The 15,201-nt window shown below is 72.7% G+C and carries 14 protein-coding genes; 6 read left to right on the forward strand and 8 right to left on the reverse strand.

Translation table 11 applies throughout. The annotated features are described in order from the left end of the window. Positions 1-148: 148 nt before the first annotated feature. Both LUTJ29_RS18545 and LUTJ29_RS0100965 read right to left on the reverse strand, forming a co-directional pair. Positions 149-535 (reverse strand): hypothetical protein, encoded by a 387-nt coding sequence (locus tag LUTJ29_RS18545; protein ID WP_144774557.1) that lies wholly within the window; start codon positions 533-535, stop codon positions 149-151. Positions 536-682: 147 nt separating this feature from the next. Next, positions 683-1,609 carry a LysR family transcriptional regulator gene (locus tag LUTJ29_RS0100965; RefSeq protein ID WP_027070902.1) on the reverse strand — a complete coding sequence of 309 codons (927 nt, stop codon included), beginning with the start codon at positions 1,607-1,609 and terminating at the stop codon, positions 683-685. 145 nt (positions 1,610-1,754) lie between these two features. On the opposite strand from LUTJ29_RS0100965, the gene LUTJ29_RS0100970 reads away from it, so the two are divergent. Further along, positions 1,755-2,459 carry a pirin family protein gene (locus LUTJ29_RS0100970; RefSeq protein WP_027070903.1) on the forward strand — a complete coding sequence of 235 codons (705 nt, stop codon included), beginning with the start codon at positions 1,755-1,757 and terminating at the stop codon, positions 2,457-2,459. A gap of 164 nt (positions 2,460-2,623) precedes the next feature. After that, positions 2,624-3,709, forward strand: a complete 1,086-nt coding sequence (locus LUTJ29_RS0100975; RefSeq protein WP_051322563.1) for a DNA topoisomerase IB — start codon at positions 2,624-2,626, stop codon at positions 3,707-3,709. A gap of 133 nt (positions 3,710-3,842) precedes the next feature. Here the strand turns inward: LUTJ29_RS0100975 and LUTJ29_RS0100980 are convergent, their stop codons facing one another. Together LUTJ29_RS0100980 and LUTJ29_RS0100985 are read right to left on the reverse strand one after the other, a co-directional pair. Further along, the gene (locus tag LUTJ29_RS0100980; protein ID WP_027070905.1) at positions 3,843-5,066 is read right to left on the reverse strand and encodes a multifunctional CCA addition/repair protein; all 1,224 of its coding nucleotides are present in this window, start codon (positions 5,064-5,066) and stop codon (positions 3,843-3,845) included. 335 nt (positions 5,067-5,401) lie between these two features. Beyond that, positions 5,402-7,351: a lytic transglycosylase domain-containing protein gene (locus LUTJ29_RS0100985; protein WP_027070906.1), complete on the reverse strand. Its 1,950-nt coding sequence runs from the start codon at positions 7,349-7,351 to the stop codon at positions 5,402-5,404. A 68-nt stretch (positions 7,352-7,419) separates the two neighbouring features. Here LUTJ29_RS0100985 and LUTJ29_RS0100990 point away from each other — a divergent pair, with 68 nt between their 5' ends. Beyond that, positions 7,420-8,217 carry a sulfite exporter TauE/SafE family protein gene (locus LUTJ29_RS0100990; RefSeq protein WP_027070907.1) on the forward strand — a complete coding sequence of 266 codons (798 nt, stop codon included), beginning with the start codon at positions 7,420-7,422 and terminating at the stop codon, positions 8,215-8,217. Between the two features lie 284 nt (positions 8,218-8,501). Here the strand turns inward: LUTJ29_RS0100990 and LUTJ29_RS15655 are convergent, their stop codons facing one another. From LUTJ29_RS15655 to LUTJ29_RS15660, 3 genes are all read right to left on the reverse strand, one after another. Beyond that, positions 8,502-9,416, reverse strand: coding sequence for a hypothetical protein (locus LUTJ29_RS15655; RefSeq protein ID WP_043740002.1), 915 nt, complete (start codon positions 9,414-9,416; stop codon positions 8,502-8,504). A gap of 72 nt (positions 9,417-9,488) precedes the next feature. Further along, a complete protein-coding gene (locus LUTJ29_RS0101000) occupies positions 9,489-10,034 on the reverse strand; it encodes a response regulator transcription factor (RefSeq protein WP_027070908.1) in 546 nt (181 codons plus the stop codon). Then, the gene (locus LUTJ29_RS15660; protein WP_051322564.1) at positions 10,031-11,353 is read right to left on the reverse strand and encodes an ATP-binding protein; all 1,323 of its coding nucleotides are present in this window, start codon (positions 11,351-11,353) and stop codon (positions 10,031-10,033) included. The genes LUTJ29_RS0101000 and LUTJ29_RS15660 overlap by 4 nt, the downstream gene beginning before the upstream one ends. 126 nt (positions 11,354-11,479) lie before the next feature. Between LUTJ29_RS15660 and LUTJ29_RS0101010 the strand changes: the two genes are divergently transcribed. From LUTJ29_RS0101010 to LUTJ29_RS15665, 3 genes are read left to right on the forward strand one after another with little or no spacing between them, the layout of a single operon-like run. Next, the gene (locus LUTJ29_RS0101010; protein WP_027070909.1) at positions 11,480-13,333 is read left to right on the forward strand and encodes a DUF294 nucleotidyltransferase-like domain-containing protein; all 1,854 of its coding nucleotides are present in this window, start codon (positions 11,480-11,482) and stop codon (positions 13,331-13,333) included. Further along, on the forward strand, positions 13,330-14,013 hold the full coding sequence (locus LUTJ29_RS0101015; protein WP_027070910.1) for an exonuclease domain-containing protein: 684 nt from the start codon (positions 13,330-13,332) through the stop codon (positions 14,011-14,013). Before LUTJ29_RS0101010 ends, LUTJ29_RS0101015 begins: the two co-directional genes overlap by 4 nt. Positions 14,014-14,061: 48 nt before the next feature. After that, positions 14,062-14,730 carry a hypothetical protein gene (locus LUTJ29_RS15665; protein ID WP_051322565.1) on the forward strand — a complete coding sequence of 223 codons (669 nt, stop codon included), beginning with the start codon at positions 14,062-14,064 and terminating at the stop codon, positions 14,728-14,730. A 49-nt stretch (positions 14,731-14,779) separates the two neighbouring features. On the opposite strand, the gene LUTJ29_RS0101025 is transcribed toward LUTJ29_RS15665, so the two are convergent. After that, entirely contained in the window at positions 14,780-15,142 is a 363-nt protein-coding gene (locus LUTJ29_RS0101025) for a hypothetical protein (protein WP_027070911.1), read from the reverse strand. Positions 15,143-15,201 lie beyond the last annotated feature (59 nt).

The following is a 15,201-nucleotide window of genomic DNA, read 5'->3' on the forward strand; positions in this document are numbered from 1 at the left end:
GACCTCTGCTTCTGGCATGACTTGCGATGAACTCGACATGCGGTCTAACGCCTAAGTTAAGCCGACTCGTGTAGCGCAGCCAACAACATGGCAAGCTTTTTTTGCCATGTTGCTGGCGTAGCGAAACGAGTTCGGCTTGAACGCATTGTTAGGTGTCATTTGCTTCGTTCCTTGGGGAATCCGCTCCCCGCAGGTCGGTGGGATGCGGCAGAACCGCCGGTGCAGGGCCGGACAAGCCGTAGACCTCAACTCCGGACAGCGTCCCCTCGCTTGAGTAGACGAAGATGCCAGACATGTGATCTTGGTCTCCGAAGGTGTAGTCGCCCAGGACATGCACTCCTGGGGCAGGACTCGGTCTGCCGGGGATCTTAAAGTTGAAGCTGGCACAACCGCATTCGCAGCGCCAGGTAGATGCCGCCGCCATGTCCAATTGGCTCAAGTAGTCGCGCGCCTCGGGTCCGCCATGCTCAAGCATCCAGCGTGCGAGAGCATGCTCGTCCTTAGTGAGTGGCCGGATCGCTTCGTTGTCTGCCATGACACCTAACACCTATTAGACCCCGCTTCGGGGCGGTAACGCCGACGATACTGCCCTAAACCAGATTGTTATTGAGTATCGCCGCGGATTCGTCGATATGCACGGCACTTCCTGTCCGGCCAACGGTGCTCCGCGTCAGACGCCACCTCAGCCGCCACGAACCTCCCGCGCCCACGGCTCCCCCACCAACCCCTCCGCCAGATAATCCACCAGCGCCTGCACCCTGGCGGGCCGCCTGCGCCCCGGCGGGGTCACGATATGCAGCGCGAGCGGATCGCCCTGCCAGTCGTCCAGCACGCTTTCGAGCGTGCCGTCGCGCAGGTCCTGCCAGACCAGGAAGTCCGGCTGCAGGGCCAGGCCGAGGCCGGCGCGCAGGGCGGGGAGGAACACTTCGGCGTTGTTGGCCTGCAGCTGGGTAGGGACGACCTGGGTGTACTCGCCGTGGCGGGGGTGGCGGAAGCGCCAGGCGCTGCCGCCGCGCTGGTAGGCGTACTGCAGGGCGCGGTGGCGGGCGAGGTCGCGGGGGTGCTCGGGGCGGCCGTGCCGCGCGAAGTACGCCGGGGCGCCGACCACGCACAGGCGCACGCTGCACAGGCGGCGGGCGCGCAGGCTGGAGTCGGCCATGGCGGCGATGCGCAGGGCGAGGTCGACGCGGTGGGCCACCAGGTCCACCACTTCGTCGCTGAGCTGGATGTCCAGCTCCACCTCGGGATGGGCCTGGAGGAAGCCGGGCAGCATCGGCGCCAGGCGCGAGACGCCGAACGACATCGGCGCGGCCAGGCGGATGCGGCCGCGCAGGCGGGTGGACTGCTCGGCGGCCTCCTGCTCCACCGCCTCGCCTTCCTCGAGGATCCGGCTGGCGCGTTCGAGCGCGGCTGCGCCGGCCTCGGTCAGCGCCATGCGCCGCGAGGTGCGGTGGAACAGGCTGGTGCCGATGCGCCGCTCCAGCCGGCCGATGGCCTTGGACACGGTGGCCTGCGACAGCGACAGCGCCTCGGCGGCGCGGGCGAACGAGCCCGCCTCGGCCACCGTGGCGAAGATCGCCCAGGCTTCGAGGTCCGGCAGCTTGGCCATCGGTGGCTCCGCGGCGGGTTCGGGGCATCGTCCGGCCGCGGGCGCGAGCATGTCAAGAATGGAAAGAATGCTATTCGGGCCTTTCCATTCTCAAGGGGCAGGGTGGTTCCTAGACTGGCCCCAGTCCCCGCATTGGAGGTTCGCCATGATCGAGCGCCGCCCCTTCGCCACCCTCGGTGGCGCCAACCACGGTTGGCTCGACGCGAAGCACCACTTCTCGTTCGCCAGCTACCACGACCCGGACCGCGTCCACTGGGGCGCGCTGCGGGTGTGGAACGACGACACCATCCAGCCGGGCACCGGCTTCCCGCCGCACCCGCACGCCGACATGGAGATCATCACCTACGTGCGCGAGGGGGCGATCACCCACCAGGACAGCCTGGGCAACAAGGGCCGCACCGTGGCCGGCGACGTGCAGGTGATGAGCGCGGGCACCGGCATCCGCCACGCCGAGTACAACCTCGAGCCGGGCGTGACCCGGATCTTCCAGATCTGGATCTTCCCCGATCGCCAGGGCGAGGCGCCGGCGTGGGGCACGCGGCCGTTCCCGAAGGACGGGCGCTCGGGCCGGTTCGTGGCCCTGGCCAGCGGCATCGAGGGCGACGACGACGCGCTGCCGATCCGCACGAATGCGCGCGTGCTCGGTGCCACGCTCAAGGCCGGCGAAAGCGCGGAGTACGCGTTCGCCGGGCCGGGCCGCTACGGCTACCTGGTCGCCGACCGCGGCCGGGTGGAGGTGGACGGCGTGGCGCTGGAGCCGCGCGACGGCGCCGCGATCAGCGGCCAGGACCGCCTCCGCGTCACCGCGATCGAGGATGCCGAGCTGGTGCTGGTGGACACTGCCGGGTAGCCGCGAGCTTGCCGTTCCACCCTGTAGGAGCGGCTTCAGCCGCGAACCGCCCGCCCACGATGCCTGCCATGGCACCGGGCGGATCGTGGTCGCGGCTGAAGCCGCTCCTACAGGGTTGCGGGGTGGTTCACCGGCGCATCACGGCGGGCCGGGACACTCCGCGCATGCCCCGCGCCACCACCACGACGACCCGCCGGCCGCGCCGCCACCATGCGCTGACGCCGGCCGAGCGCGATGCCATCGTCGCGGGCCTGCGCCATGTCAGCGACGCCTCGCCCGGCATCCGCCGCGAGCGCCGCGGGCGCGCGTTCTCCTATCGCGATCCCGACGGCGCGCTGGTGCGCGACGACGACACGCTCTCGCGCATCCGCGCGCTCGCGATCCCGCCGGCCTATACGCAGGTGTGGATCTGCGCCTCGCCGCTCGGCCACCTGCAGGCCACCGGGCGCGACGCGCGCGGGCGCAAGCAGTACCGCTACCACCCCGACTGGCGCCCGCTGCGCGATGCCAACAAGTTCGACCGCATCGTCGCCTTCGGCCGCGCGCTGCCGAAGCTGCGCCGCCGCGTGCGCGCCGACCTGGCGCGGCCGGGGCTGCCGCGCGAGAAGGTGCTGGCGGGCGTGGTCGCGATCATGGCCAGCACCCTGGTCCGCGTGGGCAACGACAGCTACGCGAGCGAGAACGGCTCGTTCGGCCTGACCACGCTGCGTACCCGGCACGCGCGCTTCCTCGCCGGCGAGCTGCGGCTGCAGTTCGTCGGCAAGGGCGGCCGCGCCCACGAGGCCGGCATCCAGGACCCGCGCCTGCGGCGCCTGGTGCGGGCGATGCACGAACTGCCCGGGCAGCGGCTGTTCCAGTACCGCGATGCGGACGGCGCGCTGGTGGCGGTGGAGTCCTCCGACGTCAACGACTACCTGCGCGAGTGCATGGGCGAGGCGTTCACGGCCAAGGATTTCCGCACCTGGGGCGCGACCGAGGCGGCGTTCCGCCAGCTGGCGACGATCGCCTGCGACGACGCGATCTCCGACACCGCCGCCGCGGGCGTGTGCCGCGAGGTGTGCACGGCCGTGTCCGCGCTGCTCGGCAACACGCCCACGGTGTGCCGCAAGAGCTACATCGACCCGCGCGTCTTCGACGGCTGGCGCGACGGCCGCCTGCAGCGCCGCGCCGCCAGGGCCCGCGGCCCGCGCCAGTGGGAAGCCGCCCTCCTGGGCTTCCTCTCGCGCGCAAGCCGCAAGGCGAGCGCCTGAAACACCCTGCACCTGCTGCACCCGCTGTAGGAGCGGCTTCAGCCGCGACCACGCCGCCACGATGCCTGGCGTCGCGGCGTGTGGATCCGGGTCGCGGCTGAAGCCGCTCCTACAGGGGGATCCCGCTCGGCGGTCAGGACTGGCGCGCGGCGCGGATCGCGGCGATGCGGGCCTTGCGCAGGGCCTGTCCGATGCGCGGGCCGTCGAGGCCTCCGGTGGCGAGGTCGTGGGCGTTCACCGCCAGTGCGGCGGCGTGCAGGCGGCGCAGTTCGGGCCCTTGCGGGTAGGGCTGGTCTTCCAGTCCGAGGCGGCCGCGCTTGTCGGCCTCGCACGCGATCACGAGCTTCTCGATCCGACCGGGCTTGCGGAACGCGTCGCAGCGCTCGAGCAGTTCGAGCACGGTCTCGTCGCGCAGTTCGAGCATGCGGTGGACGTTGAGGTGTTCGCGGCAGGCGATGATCGCCAGGTCGCGATGCTCCAGCGGCACCTTGAGCCGTTCGCACAGCCTGCGCAGCGGGGCGACGCCGGCGCGCTCGTGGCCGATGTGGCGCGGCAGCTCCTGCTTCGGGGTGAGCGCCTTGCCCAGGTCGTGGGTGAGCGCGGCGAAGCCGACCACGGTGTCGCCCGGCGCGAGCCTGGCGGCCATGTCGCTGACCAGTTCCTGGTGCGCGCCGGTGTCGATCTCGGGGTGGTACTCGGCGCGCTGCGGCACGCCGTAGAGCGCATCGACCTCGGGCAGCACGACGGCCAGCGCATCGGCCTCGCGCAGCGTGCGCAGGAAGGCGGACGGCTGCGGCGCGGCCAGCGCCTTGCACAGCTCCTGCCACACGCGCTCGGCGACCAGGCTCGACAGCTCGCCGCTGGCCGACATGCGCTGCATGAGCGCCATGGTCTCGGGCGCGACGCGGAAGCCCAGCGGCGCGAACCGCGCCATGAAGCGCGCGGCGCGAAGCACGCGCAGCGGATCCTCGACGAAGGCGGCGCCGACGTGGCGCAGCACGCGCGCCTCGAGGTCGCGCACGCCGCCGAAGGGATCGACGAGGTTGCCGTCGGCGTCCTCGGCGATGGCGTTGATGGTGAAGTCGCGGCGCTCGAGGTCCTGTTCGAGGGTGACGGACGGGTCGGCGTGGACGACGAAGCCGCGGTGGCCCGGCGCGCTCTTGCGTTCGGTGCGGGCGAGCGCGTGTTCCTCGCCGGTGTCGGGATGCAGGAACACGGGGAAATCGCGGCCGACGGGGCGGAAGCCGGCGGCGAGCATGGAGTCGGGGGTTTCGCCGACGACGACGAAGTCGCGATCGCCGGGCGGCAGGCCCAGCAACCGGTCGCGCACCGCGCCGCCGACGAGGTAGGTCTTCATCGCCCTATGATGCCTCGACTCACCAGCTCCTTCCCCCGCTTGCGGGGGAAGGCTGGGATGGGGGCAGTGTCCGACGCGAGACCGTTGGGCGCGGCGATCTGATGCGGCCCCCACCCCGGCCCTCCCCCGAACGCGGGGGAGGGGGCGTGATCTCGACCTTCTCGCCGCGCACCAGCTCCTTCCCCCGCTTGCGGGGGGAAGGTGGGATGGGGGCAATGTCCGACGCGGAATCGTCGAGCGCGGCGATCTGATGCGGCCCCCAACCCGGCCCTCCCCCGCAAGCGGGGGAGGGGGCTGCATATGGGAGGGACTGGCGGGCGGAGCCTCGCGCAGTCTCAGCCGGCCTGCGGTGCCGCGTCCGGCGCGGGGCATTCGAAGCGCTTGCGCTTGCCGTTGCCCGCAGCGGCGCCCAGCATGCGTTCGCTCACCGGACGCGCGGTGCCGAACATGCGCCAGTCGTACAGCACGCTGAAGGCCAGCACGCGCGCCACGTATTCGCGGGTCTCGCGGTAGCTGATGGTCTCGATCCAGATGTCGGGGTCCATGTGCCCGCGCTGCGACAGCCAGCGCGAGGTCGGCGTCGGGCCGGCGTTGTAGGCGGCGATCGCCACGTAGGGCTTGCCGTACATCGCTTCCTTCTCGCGCAGGTAGGCGGTGCCCAGGGTGATATTGGTGGCCGGGTCGTACAGGCTCTCGGCGCCGCCCCAGGGCAGGCCCAGGCGGCGCGCGACCGCGGCGCCGGTGCTTGGCAGCACCTGCATCAGGCCGCGTGCGTTGGCCGGGGAGCGGGCGCGGGGGTTGAAGGTGCTCTCGGCGCGGATCTCGGCGGCCACCCAGGCGGGGTCGAGGCCGTTCCTGCGCGCCTCGCGTTCGATCAGGTCGGCGTGGTGGATCGGGAAGCGCAGCGTGTACAGGCGTTGCTCCTCGGGCACCTTGCCGAGGTTGAACACGGCACGGTCGAACCAGCCGTGCTCCTGCGCCACCTGCACCGCGATGCGGCGCTGGCGGTCGTCCAAGCGGGTGAGCGCGTCGTTCCACTCGCGGGTCGCCCAGCCGCTGCGGTCGGCGCGGAACAGGGCCATGGCGCGCACCAGGGCAGGGTCGGCGGCGACGGCCGCCTTCTCCGCGTCGCTCCAGTCGGGCATCAGCGGGCACAGCGCGTAGGGACGGTCGAGGCGGTCGGCGGCGAGGAAGCCGTGGAAGTCGGGGCGGGAGGCGGCCCTGGCGAACAGCGCGCGGGCGCCTTCGCGGTCGCCGGTGAGTTCGAGCATGCGCGCCTCGAACCACGTCCAGCGCGAGCTGTCGCGCTGCTTCGGATCCATCCTGCGCAGCGCATCCAGCGCCGCTTTCCAGTCGCCGCGCGACAGCGCCTCGCGCACGCGCCACTCGTGCAGGCGTTCGTCGTAGGCCGAGTCGGGCACCAGCGCCAGCAGGCGCGCCGAATCGGGCAGGTACGACGCCACCGTCCACAGCGCGGCCTGGTACAGCACGCGGCCGCGCTCGGCCTCGGTGAAGTCCAGCGCCTGCGCGATCGCCGGCAGCTGCGCCTCGGCGGCGAGCGGGTCGTCCTTGGCCAGCTTCGCCAGTCCGTGCGAGGCGACCAGCCGGCTGCGCGCGGTCTTCGGCCATTGCGTGGCGCGCGGGTGCGGCGCCTGCACGAAGGCGGCGTAGTCGTTGGCCAGCGCCAGCTGCTCGGCGGGCAGGCCGCGGGCGGCGGCGCGCATCACGCCCGGTTCCCATTCGGCGGCGGCCAGTTCGATCCGCTCCCAGCGCAGCGCGTCAGTCAGGCCGCCGCGCGCGGCGAGGGCGTCGAACACCGGATCGCAGGCGTCGGGCAGCGACTTGCCGCTGCTGCGCCAGATCGCCTGGGCATCGGCGGTCCACTGCGCGTCGGCGGCGCCGGCCGCGAGCCGCGCCTGCAGGTCGCCGCAGCGCAGCGTGGTGTCCTTGATCGCCGGCGACCAGGCGGCGCGGAACGTGGTCCAGTCCTTGCGCTTGAGCAGCGAGCGCAGCCAGGCCTCGCGGAACGCCTCGGCCACCGGCTGGCCGGCGTGGCGCTTGAGGAAGTCCTGCGCGCGCGCCGCGGGCAGGGTGTCGATGTCCTTGCGCAGCGTGGCCATCTCGACCCACGGCCGGACCGGGTGGTCGGCGGGCAGCGCCGGCGGCGGCAGGCCGCGTTCGGCGGCCTCGAAGGCTGCGCGCAGGGTGGCGTCGTCCTGCGCGCGCAGGAGCGGCGCGGCCAGCAGGGCCAGCGCGGCGAGTACGATACGGGGCTGCTTCCACATGCCGCCGACTATAGCCAGCGCCCGATGAACGACTTTTCAGGCCGCCGCCCGTGCGCGGGGGCATTCCGATGATCGAGGGCTGGTGGATGTTCCCGCTGCTGGGCGTGGCCGCCGGCGTGATGGCGGGCCTGCTCGGCATCGGCGGCGGGCTGGTGCTGATCGGCGCGCTGGTGTGGCTGCTGCCGGCGCACGGGATCCCGGCCGACGCGGTGATGCACACCGCGCTGGCCAGCTCGCTGGCGAGCATCATCCTGACCGGCGCGTCCTCGGCGCGCGCGCACAACGCGCGCGGCAGCGTGCTGTGGCCGACCGTGGCCTGGATGGTGCCCGGCCTGCTGCTGGGCGGCTGGCTGGGCAGCTGGTTCGCCGTCGCGGTGCAGGGCGAGGTGCTGCGCTGGTGCGTGGCGCTGTACTGCTTCGTGGTCGCGGCGCAGATGGCCTTCGGCGGCCCGCGCGGCGGCGTGGCCGGGGACGCGGTGGTGCCGACCGGCTGGCCGATGGCGGCGGCCGGGAGCGGGATCGGCGCGGTCTCGGCCGTGGTCGGGATCGGCGGCGGCAGCATGACCGTGCCGCTGCTGGTCTGGCGTGGCGTGCAGCCGGTGCGCGCGGTGGGCACGTCGTCGGCCTGCGGCGTGTTCATCGCGATCGCGAGCGCCGCGGGTTATGCGGTGCATGCGCCGGACGGCGCGCTGCCGGCGCACGCGGTGGGCTACGTGTACCTGCCGGCGGCGATCGGGATCGCGCTGGCCTCGGTGCTGGCCGCCCCGCTGGGCACGCGCCTGGCGCACGCCATCAGCGGCACGGCGCTCAAGCGCGTGTTCGCGGTGTTCATGGTGCTGGTGGGGATCAGCGTCCTGGCCCGGTGAGGGCGCGGCAAGCTGATGCGGCCCCCACCCCTGCCCTCCACCGCACGCGGGGGAGGGAGCCTGGTCTGAACCTTCTCCCCGCGCACCGGCGCCTTCCCCCGCTTGCGGGGGAAGGTTGGGATGGGGGCAGTGTCCGACGCGAGACCGTCGAGCGCGGCGCGCTGATGCGGCCCCACGCCAGCTCTCCCCGCGCCACTCCCGCAAGTGGCGGAAGAGCCTGCGTGCAGGCTGGGCAACGCGCTCACCACCGGCCCTCGTCAGTCCAGGCCGGCGACGGTGCCGACTCAGGCCGCGGGGGCTTCGCTGCCTGCGTCTGCCGGCGGCCCGGGGGCGGGGTCCGGGGCCCGGCGCTGGAGGGCGTCCCGGGCGTGGCGGAGGAAGTCGCTGACGTACCAGCGGCCGTCGTGGCGTTCGAGCTGGACCACGGTGTCGATGGGGCTGCCGGCCACGGTGTACTGCATCCGCACCAGCGCGACGTCGCCGGTCTGCGACTGCAGCTGCACGTCCATCGCGCGCAGGTCGGCAGGCAGGTCGAGGCCGTAGGCCTTGAGCGCATCGAGCAGGGTCGTGGCCATGCGCGAGATGCGGCGCAGGCCGTCGTCCAGCCCCGCTTCGGCGAAGGCCGCGTCGGTGTCGAGCGCGGCCTCGCGCGCGGCCGACGACAGCGCCGCGATCGCGGCCTGCGCGCGTGCGCGGTCGCCCAGCGGCGCCTGCGCCGCCCAGGTGCCCAAAGCCTGCACCAGCTGGGGGTAGTGCTCGCGCTCGGCGTCGCTGAAGTCGCCCTGGCGGCTGATGTACTGGGTGGTGAAGATGGTCAGGAACTCCGCCGCCGCGGCCAGGCTGGTGTTGGCGAGCTGGCGGTCGAAGGCCTGCTGCAGGTCGCGTTCGGCATCGGGCGCGGACAGGACCGCCATCGCGCGCGGGATGTGCGGCGCGAACGGCAGCTGGTCGAGCGGCCAGCGCGTGCGGCCCTCGCGCCAGGCCTGCTGCAGGCTTGCGTGCAGCTCGGGCGGCACCGCGTCGCGGGCGAACGCGTCGAGCTGTCCGTCGGCGAGGTGGCCGGTGAGCAGGCGCACGGTCTCGGCTGGCGTGGGCGGCGGCTTGCGCTGCGCCTCTTCCCCGTCGCGCCCGCAGCCGGCGAGCGTGGCCATCAGCACCAGCAGCAGCGCGCATGCGCACGCGATCGTGCGGTTCCCCATCGCGACGACCCTCCCCGGGACCTGGACACTCCCCGCCCGCATCTTGGCGGCTGCCGCGGCGCGCGGCAACCGCTACTTCACCCGCCGCTTCTCGAGCTTGCGGGCCAGGGTGCGGCGGTGCATCCCGAGCTGGCGCGCGGCCTCGGAGATGTTGAAGTCGGCCGCGGCCAGCGCTTCGTGGATGTGCTCCCACTCCAGGGTCTTGATCGAGGTCTGGCGCCGGGTCAGCGGCACGCCGGTGTCGCCGTCGCCGCTGCTGGCGAAGGCGGCCTCGATGTCGTCGGTGTTGGACGGCTTGGCCAGGTACTGGTGCGCGCCGAGCTTGATCGCCTCCACCGCGGTGGCGATGCTGGCGTAGCCGGTGAGCACCACGATCTTCATCCCGGGGTCGTGCGCGTGCAGCGCCTTGACGCAGGCCAGGCCCGAACTGCCCGCGGCGAGCTTGAGGTCGACCACGGCGTGGGTGGGTGCGTAGCCGTCGGCGAGCACCTCCTGCATGGCGTCGAGGCTGGCGGCGTGGCGCACGACGTAGCCGCGGCGCTCGAACGAACGGCTCAGGGTGCGCGCGAACGCGGCATCGTCCTCGACGATCAGCAGCTTGCGGCCTTCTGTGTTCACTCGTCCTCCTGCTCCAGCGACAGCGCCGGCAGCGGCAGGGTGACGGTCACCGCGGCGCCGCCGGCGGGCTCGTTGTTGGCGGTAATGGTACCCCCCAGGGTGCGGGCCACGTTCACCGCCAGGAACAGGCCCAGGCCGCGGCCCGGCGCGCCCTTGCTGGACTGGTAGGGCTTGCCGATGCGCTCGATCATCTCCGGCGGGAAGCCGGGGCCGTCGTCGCGCACGGTGAGCACCAGCGCGTCCTCGAACAGCGTCGCTTCCATCTCCACCCGCGAACGCGAGGCCTCGAGCGCGTTGTCGAGGATGTTCCACAGCATCTGCTGCAGGCCGGCGTCGGAGACGATCGCGGCGTCGCGCTGGATCCGGTCGTGGTACTCGAAGCCGCGCACCGCGCGACTGCGCTTCCACTCGTCGACCAGGTCGTCGAGGAAGGCGCGCAGGGTGGTGCCGCGCGGCTCCTCGCCGCGGGTCTCGCCGGCGGTGGCGAGGATGTTGGAGACGATCGCCTTGCAGCGCAGCACCTGCGCCTGCATCTCGGTGACGTCCTCGAGCAGCTCCGGCTCGGACGCGAACTGCGGCAGGTGCTGCCAGTCGCCGAGGATCACCGCCATCGTCGCCAGCGGCGTGCCCAGTTCGTGCGCCGCGCCCGAGGCCAACAGGCCCATGCGCACGATGTGCTCCTCCTCGGCCGCGCGCTGGCGCATCGCGGCCAGGCGCGCGTCGCGGGCGCGGATGATATGGCGGATGCGGATGATGAACACCACCAGCAGCACCGCGATCAGGGCGAAGCACAGCAGCAGGCCGAACAGGTAGGGGTTGTCGAGGCCGCCGAGCGGGCCGCCGGGCAGGTGCACCGGGCCCGGGAACAGCGTCAGCCCGATCACGCAGGCGCAGGTCAGCGCCACCACCAGCCACGCCGACCAGGCCTTGAGCAGCTCCGCCGCCAGCACCACCTGCAGCAGGTACAGGAACACGAACGGATTCGCGATCCCGCCCGACAGGTACAGCTGCACGGTCAGGGTCGCCACGTCCACCAGCAGGCCGACCAGCAGCGCGGTGTTGGTCACGCGCCGGCGCGGGCGCAGCATCGCCACCAGGTTGAACAGCGCCAGCACCCCGACCGCGGTGAACATCGGCGCCAGCGGCAGGGCGATGCCCAGGCCCCAGTGCACCAGCGCGATGGTGACCAGCTGGCCGACCACCGCGATCCAGCGCACCAGCACCAGCTGGCGCATGGAATTGGCGTTGGCGCTGCGGTGCGGCTCGTCGAGCGCGAGCGGGTCGGCGAAGCGGGGGATGGCGGTGTCGGCCTGGTTCATCGGCAAAGGGGGCGTCCGGCGCTGCGGCTGCCACCATGCCCGCCCGGCGCCGCGGCGTCCACCGCCGGCCTCGACCTTGGTCTAGCCCCGCCGTCGGCGCGGGGGTCGCGGCGCTACCATCCCGGCATGGACAGCCCGCTGGCCGACGTCGAAGGGTTCCTCGCCCAGACCCCGCCGTTCGACCGGCTGGAACCGGCGGCGCTGCGTCGCGCGGCGGCCGCGTTCCAGGCCGTGTACCGGCGCGCCGGGACCGTGGTGCTGCGCATCGGCGAACGCAGCGACACCCTGTACCTGATCCGGCGCGGCGCGGTCGAGGTGCACGACGCCGACGGCAACCTGGTCGGACGCTACGGCGAGGGCGACGTGTTCGACCTGCAGGCCCTGCTCGGCGGCCAGCCGGTCCAGTTCACCAATACCCTGATCGAGGACTCGCTGCTGTGGTGCATGCCGCTGGCCGAGTTCGACGACCTGCGCGCGGGCTCGCGCGAGTTCGACGAGTACTTCATCCGCAGCCTGGAGCAGCGCCTGGTGGCGGCGCTCGAGGGCCGCCTGCCGGGCGGCCAGAGCAGCATGCTGTTCATGACCCCGCTCGGCGACCTGGTCCGGCGCGGGCCGCTGTCGGTGCCGCCGTCCACGCCGGTGTCCGAGGCCGCGCGGACCATGTCCGAGCACGGCGTGTCCTCGCTGCTGGTGGGCGAGGACGGGCGGCCGGACGGCATCCTCACCGACCGCGACCTGCGCAACCGCGTCGTGGCCAGGGCGCTCGACCCGTCCACGCCGGTCGCCGAGGTGATGACGCCGTCGCCGCTCGCGCTCGAGGCCGACAGCCCGGTGCTCTCGGGCATCGTGGCGATGGCCGCGCGCGGCATCCACCACCTGCCGCTGCTGCGCGACGGCAGCGTCGTGGGCATGGTCACCACCCGCGACCTGCTCAACCTGCAGACCCAGCATCCGCTGTACCTGGCCGCGCGGATCCACAAGCAGCCCACGCCCGAGGCGGTGGCCGAACTGTGCCAGCGCATCCCGCGCCTGTTCGAGCTGATGCTCGCCTCGGGCCTGCGTCCGGAGGAAGTGCCGCGGGTGATGAGCACGATCGCCGACGCGGTGGCGCGGCGGCTGATCGTGCTCGCGCAGGAGCAGCTCGGGCCGGCGCCGGCGCCATGGGCGTGGCTGGCATTCGGCTCCCAGGCGCGCGAGGAGCAGAGCCTGCGCACCGACCAGGACAACGGCATCGTCTATGCCGACGACGCGCCCGCGGGCGCCGACGACTACTTCGCCGGGCTGGCGCGGTTCGTGTGCGACGGCCTGCATGCCTGCGGCTACACCTATTGCCCGGGCGGGATCATGGCCACGACGCCGCAGTGGCGGCAGCCGCTGTCGGGCTGGCTGCGCCATTTCGAACGCTGGTCCGGCCTGCCCGACCCGGAGGGCGTGCTGCGGGTGAGCATCTTCTTCGACCTGCGCGGCATCGACGGCGACGCCGGCCTGGTGGCGCGCATCCGCGAGGCCATGGCCGAGGCCGCGAGCGGCAGCGGCAAGGCGGTGTTCCTGACCGCGCTCGCCCACCAGGCCGCGAGCTACGACGTGCCGCTGGGCTTCTTCCGCCGCTTCGTGCTCGAGCGCCGCGGCGAACACCGCGAGACCCTCGACATCAAGGCCTCGGGCCTGATGCCGCTGACCGACCTGGTGCGGGTGCGCGCACTGCACGCCGGCATCACGGTGCCCGCGACCCGCGACCGGATCACGGCGCTGGTGGCGCGCGGGGCGATCGACCGCGGCCACGGCGACCGCCTCGACGGCGCCTACCGCCTGCTGTGCGGCCTGCGCGTGGAGCTGCACGCCGACCAGGCGCGCCGCGGCGTGGAGCTGCACAACCATCTGGACGTGCGCCGGATCAGCCACGCCGACCGCGCCGCGCTGCGCGACGCGTTCGTGGTGGTGCGCGAGGCCCAGGAAGCGCTCAGGCAGGATTTCCCGTGAGCCCGTGGCGCGAATGGCGGCGCCGGCGCGCGCTGCGCCAGTGCCGGTTGCCGGTGCAGCAGCAGGCGCTGCAGGCGCCGTTGCCCACGTCCTCGACCCCGTTCGAGCAGCTGCCGGCGGTGGCGCTGGATTTCGAGACCACGGGCCTGGACCCGGCCCGCGACCAGATCCTGTCCGCCGGCTGGGTACCGATCGACGGTGGCCGCCTGCGCATGGGCGCGGCGCGCGAGGTGAAGGTGCGGCCGCGCGACGATGCCGGCGTGGGCCAGAGCGCGACCATCCACGGCCTGCTCGACAGCGACCTGGCCGGCGCCGCCGACGAGCGCGCGCTGCTCGAGGAGCTGCTGCCGGCGCTGGCCGGGCGCGCGATCGTGGCGCATGCGGCGGGGATCGAGCGCGGCTTCCTGCGCGCGCTGCTGCGCCGCCATGGCGGCGTGCCGCTGCCCAACCCGTTCATCGACACCCTCGCGCTGGCCCGGACCCTGCTCGCCGGCGGCGACCGCGGACGCGCCGACGCCGAGGGCATGTTCACCCTCGCCGCCGCGCGCGCGCGCCACGGCCTGCCGCCGCACAGCCAGCACTCGGCCGCGGCCGACGCCATGGCCTGCGCCGAGCTGCTGCTTGCCCAGGTCGAGGCCATGGGCGGGGGGGAGAAGGTGCGCCTGCGCGACCTCGACTAGCGCCGCGGCTTCGTTCAAAGTCACGACATTCCCGCACGACACCGACGGATGAACCAGGACCAGACCTCGCACGGCCCGTTGGCGCGCTTCGGCGGCTTCCTGTCGATGGTGCGCCAGTACCTCGGCATCGGGAACCGGGTGCGCCGGATGCCGATTCGCGACCCGCAGGCGCTGCGCGACTTCCTCGACACCCGCGCCAGTTTCATCGCCCAGACCAGCCTGTACGGCTACATGCGCACCCGCGCCGGCCAGCGCTATCCGGAACTGTTCGAGAACGACGGCTTCGTCGAGCTGCTCAATGCCGCCAAGTGGCGCGTGTGGCTGGCCTGCCTGTCCGACCTCGGGGCGTTCTCCGGCGGCCTGCTCGCCAGCCGCGGCATGCCGGAGGAGCGGGTGGGGATGCTGATGCGGCGCCTGGTCGACCAGGTGCTGGAGAAGGCCGGGATCCCGGCCGAGGCCGACGAGGGCTTCGCGGAGCACGCCCAGCAGGTGCGCGCGCGGATCGCGCTCACGCCGTGGTCGCGCATCGGCGACGACGAGGGCTGCTTCCACGAGAGCCCGGAGGCGCTGGTGCGGCACGCGCCGATCGTGAAGACGCTGATGGAGCTCGACGCCGACATCGTGCGCAACTCGGTGCGCTTCCGCTGGAAGGAGGTCCGCTTCGAGCTGCGCGACCTGCTCGACGCAAAGGCGGTGGACGCGGCGTTCGAGCCCTGAACGCGAAGGCGCCGGCACCGGGCCGGCGCGTTCGCGATGCCGTGGCGGCTCAGCCGCCCGACAGCAGCTTGTTGGCGATCCAGTACAGGCCCTGCGCGGCCTGGCCTTCGAGCGGGAACGACAGCATGCCCATCACCGAATAGCCCAGCAGCCAGGGCATGACGTAGAAGCGGGCCATGAAGAAGAACCAGGCCACGTAGAGCGGAACCACCGCATCGACCAGGAAGCCGGGCGTGATCGGCTTGAACAGCCGGATCAGCGGGTCGGTGGCCTTGACGAAGAACCGGTTGAAGAAGAACTGGCTGTCCTCGGGCAGGAACAGGCGCATGCCGAATCGACCGATCAGGGTCCACATCACCATGCCCAGCAGGTAGTCGATCACGACTGCGTACAGCGGTACTCCGGTCACCATCGAGTTGCGGCTCCTCCCGCGACTGGCCCCTTCGGCCATGCTCTCACAAACAAGGATGC

The organism is Luteimonas sp. J29, from assembly GCF_000472505.1.
Classification (GTDB): Bacteria; Pseudomonadota; Gammaproteobacteria; order Xanthomonadales; family Xanthomonadaceae; genus Luteimonas.

Excerpts from the sequence above, each read along its gene's own strand:
- LUTJ29_RS0100985 (WP_027070906.1), bottom strand. The coding sequence starts at position 7,351 with ATGTGGAAGCAGCCCCGTATCGTACTCGCCGCGCTGGCCCTGCTGGCC.
- LUTJ29_RS18545 (WP_144774557.1), bottom strand. The coding sequence starts at position 535 with ATGGCAGACAACGAAGCGATCCGGCCACTCACTAAGGACGAGCATGCT.
- LUTJ29_RS0100990 (WP_027070907.1), top strand. The coding sequence starts at position 7,420 with ATGATCGAGGGCTGGTGGATGTTCCCGCTGCTGGGCGTGGCCGCCGGC.
- LUTJ29_RS0100970 (WP_027070903.1), top strand. The coding sequence starts at position 1,755 with ATGATCGAGCGCCGCCCCTTCGCCACCCTCGGTGGCGCCAACCACGGT.
- LUTJ29_RS0100975 (WP_051322563.1), top strand. The coding sequence starts at position 2,624 with ATGCCCCGCGCCACCACCACGACGACCCGCCGGCCGCGCCGCCACCAT.
- LUTJ29_RS0100965 (WP_027070902.1), bottom strand. The coding sequence starts at position 1,609 with ATGGCCAAGCTGCCGGACCTCGAAGCCTGGGCGATCTTCGCCACGGTG.
- LUTJ29_RS0101025 (WP_027070911.1), bottom strand. The coding sequence starts at position 15,142 with ATGGTGACCGGAGTACCGCTGTACGCAGTCGTGATCGACTACCTGCTG.
- LUTJ29_RS15655 (WP_043740002.1), bottom strand. The coding sequence starts at position 9,416 with ATGGGGAACCGCACGATCGCGTGCGCATGCGCGCTGCTGCTGGTGCTG.
- LUTJ29_RS0101010 (WP_027070909.1), top strand. The coding sequence starts at position 11,480 with ATGGACAGCCCGCTGGCCGACGTCGAAGGGTTCCTCGCCCAGACCCCG.
- LUTJ29_RS15660 (WP_051322564.1), bottom strand. The coding sequence starts at position 11,353 with ATGAACCAGGCCGACACCGCCATCCCCCGCTTCGCCGACCCGCTCGCG.
- LUTJ29_RS15665 (WP_051322565.1), top strand. The coding sequence starts at position 14,062 with ATGAACCAGGACCAGACCTCGCACGGCCCGTTGGCGCGCTTCGGCGGC.
- LUTJ29_RS0100980 (WP_027070905.1), bottom strand. The coding sequence starts at position 5,066 with ATGAAGACCTACCTCGTCGGCGGCGCGGTGCGCGACCGGTTGCTGGGC.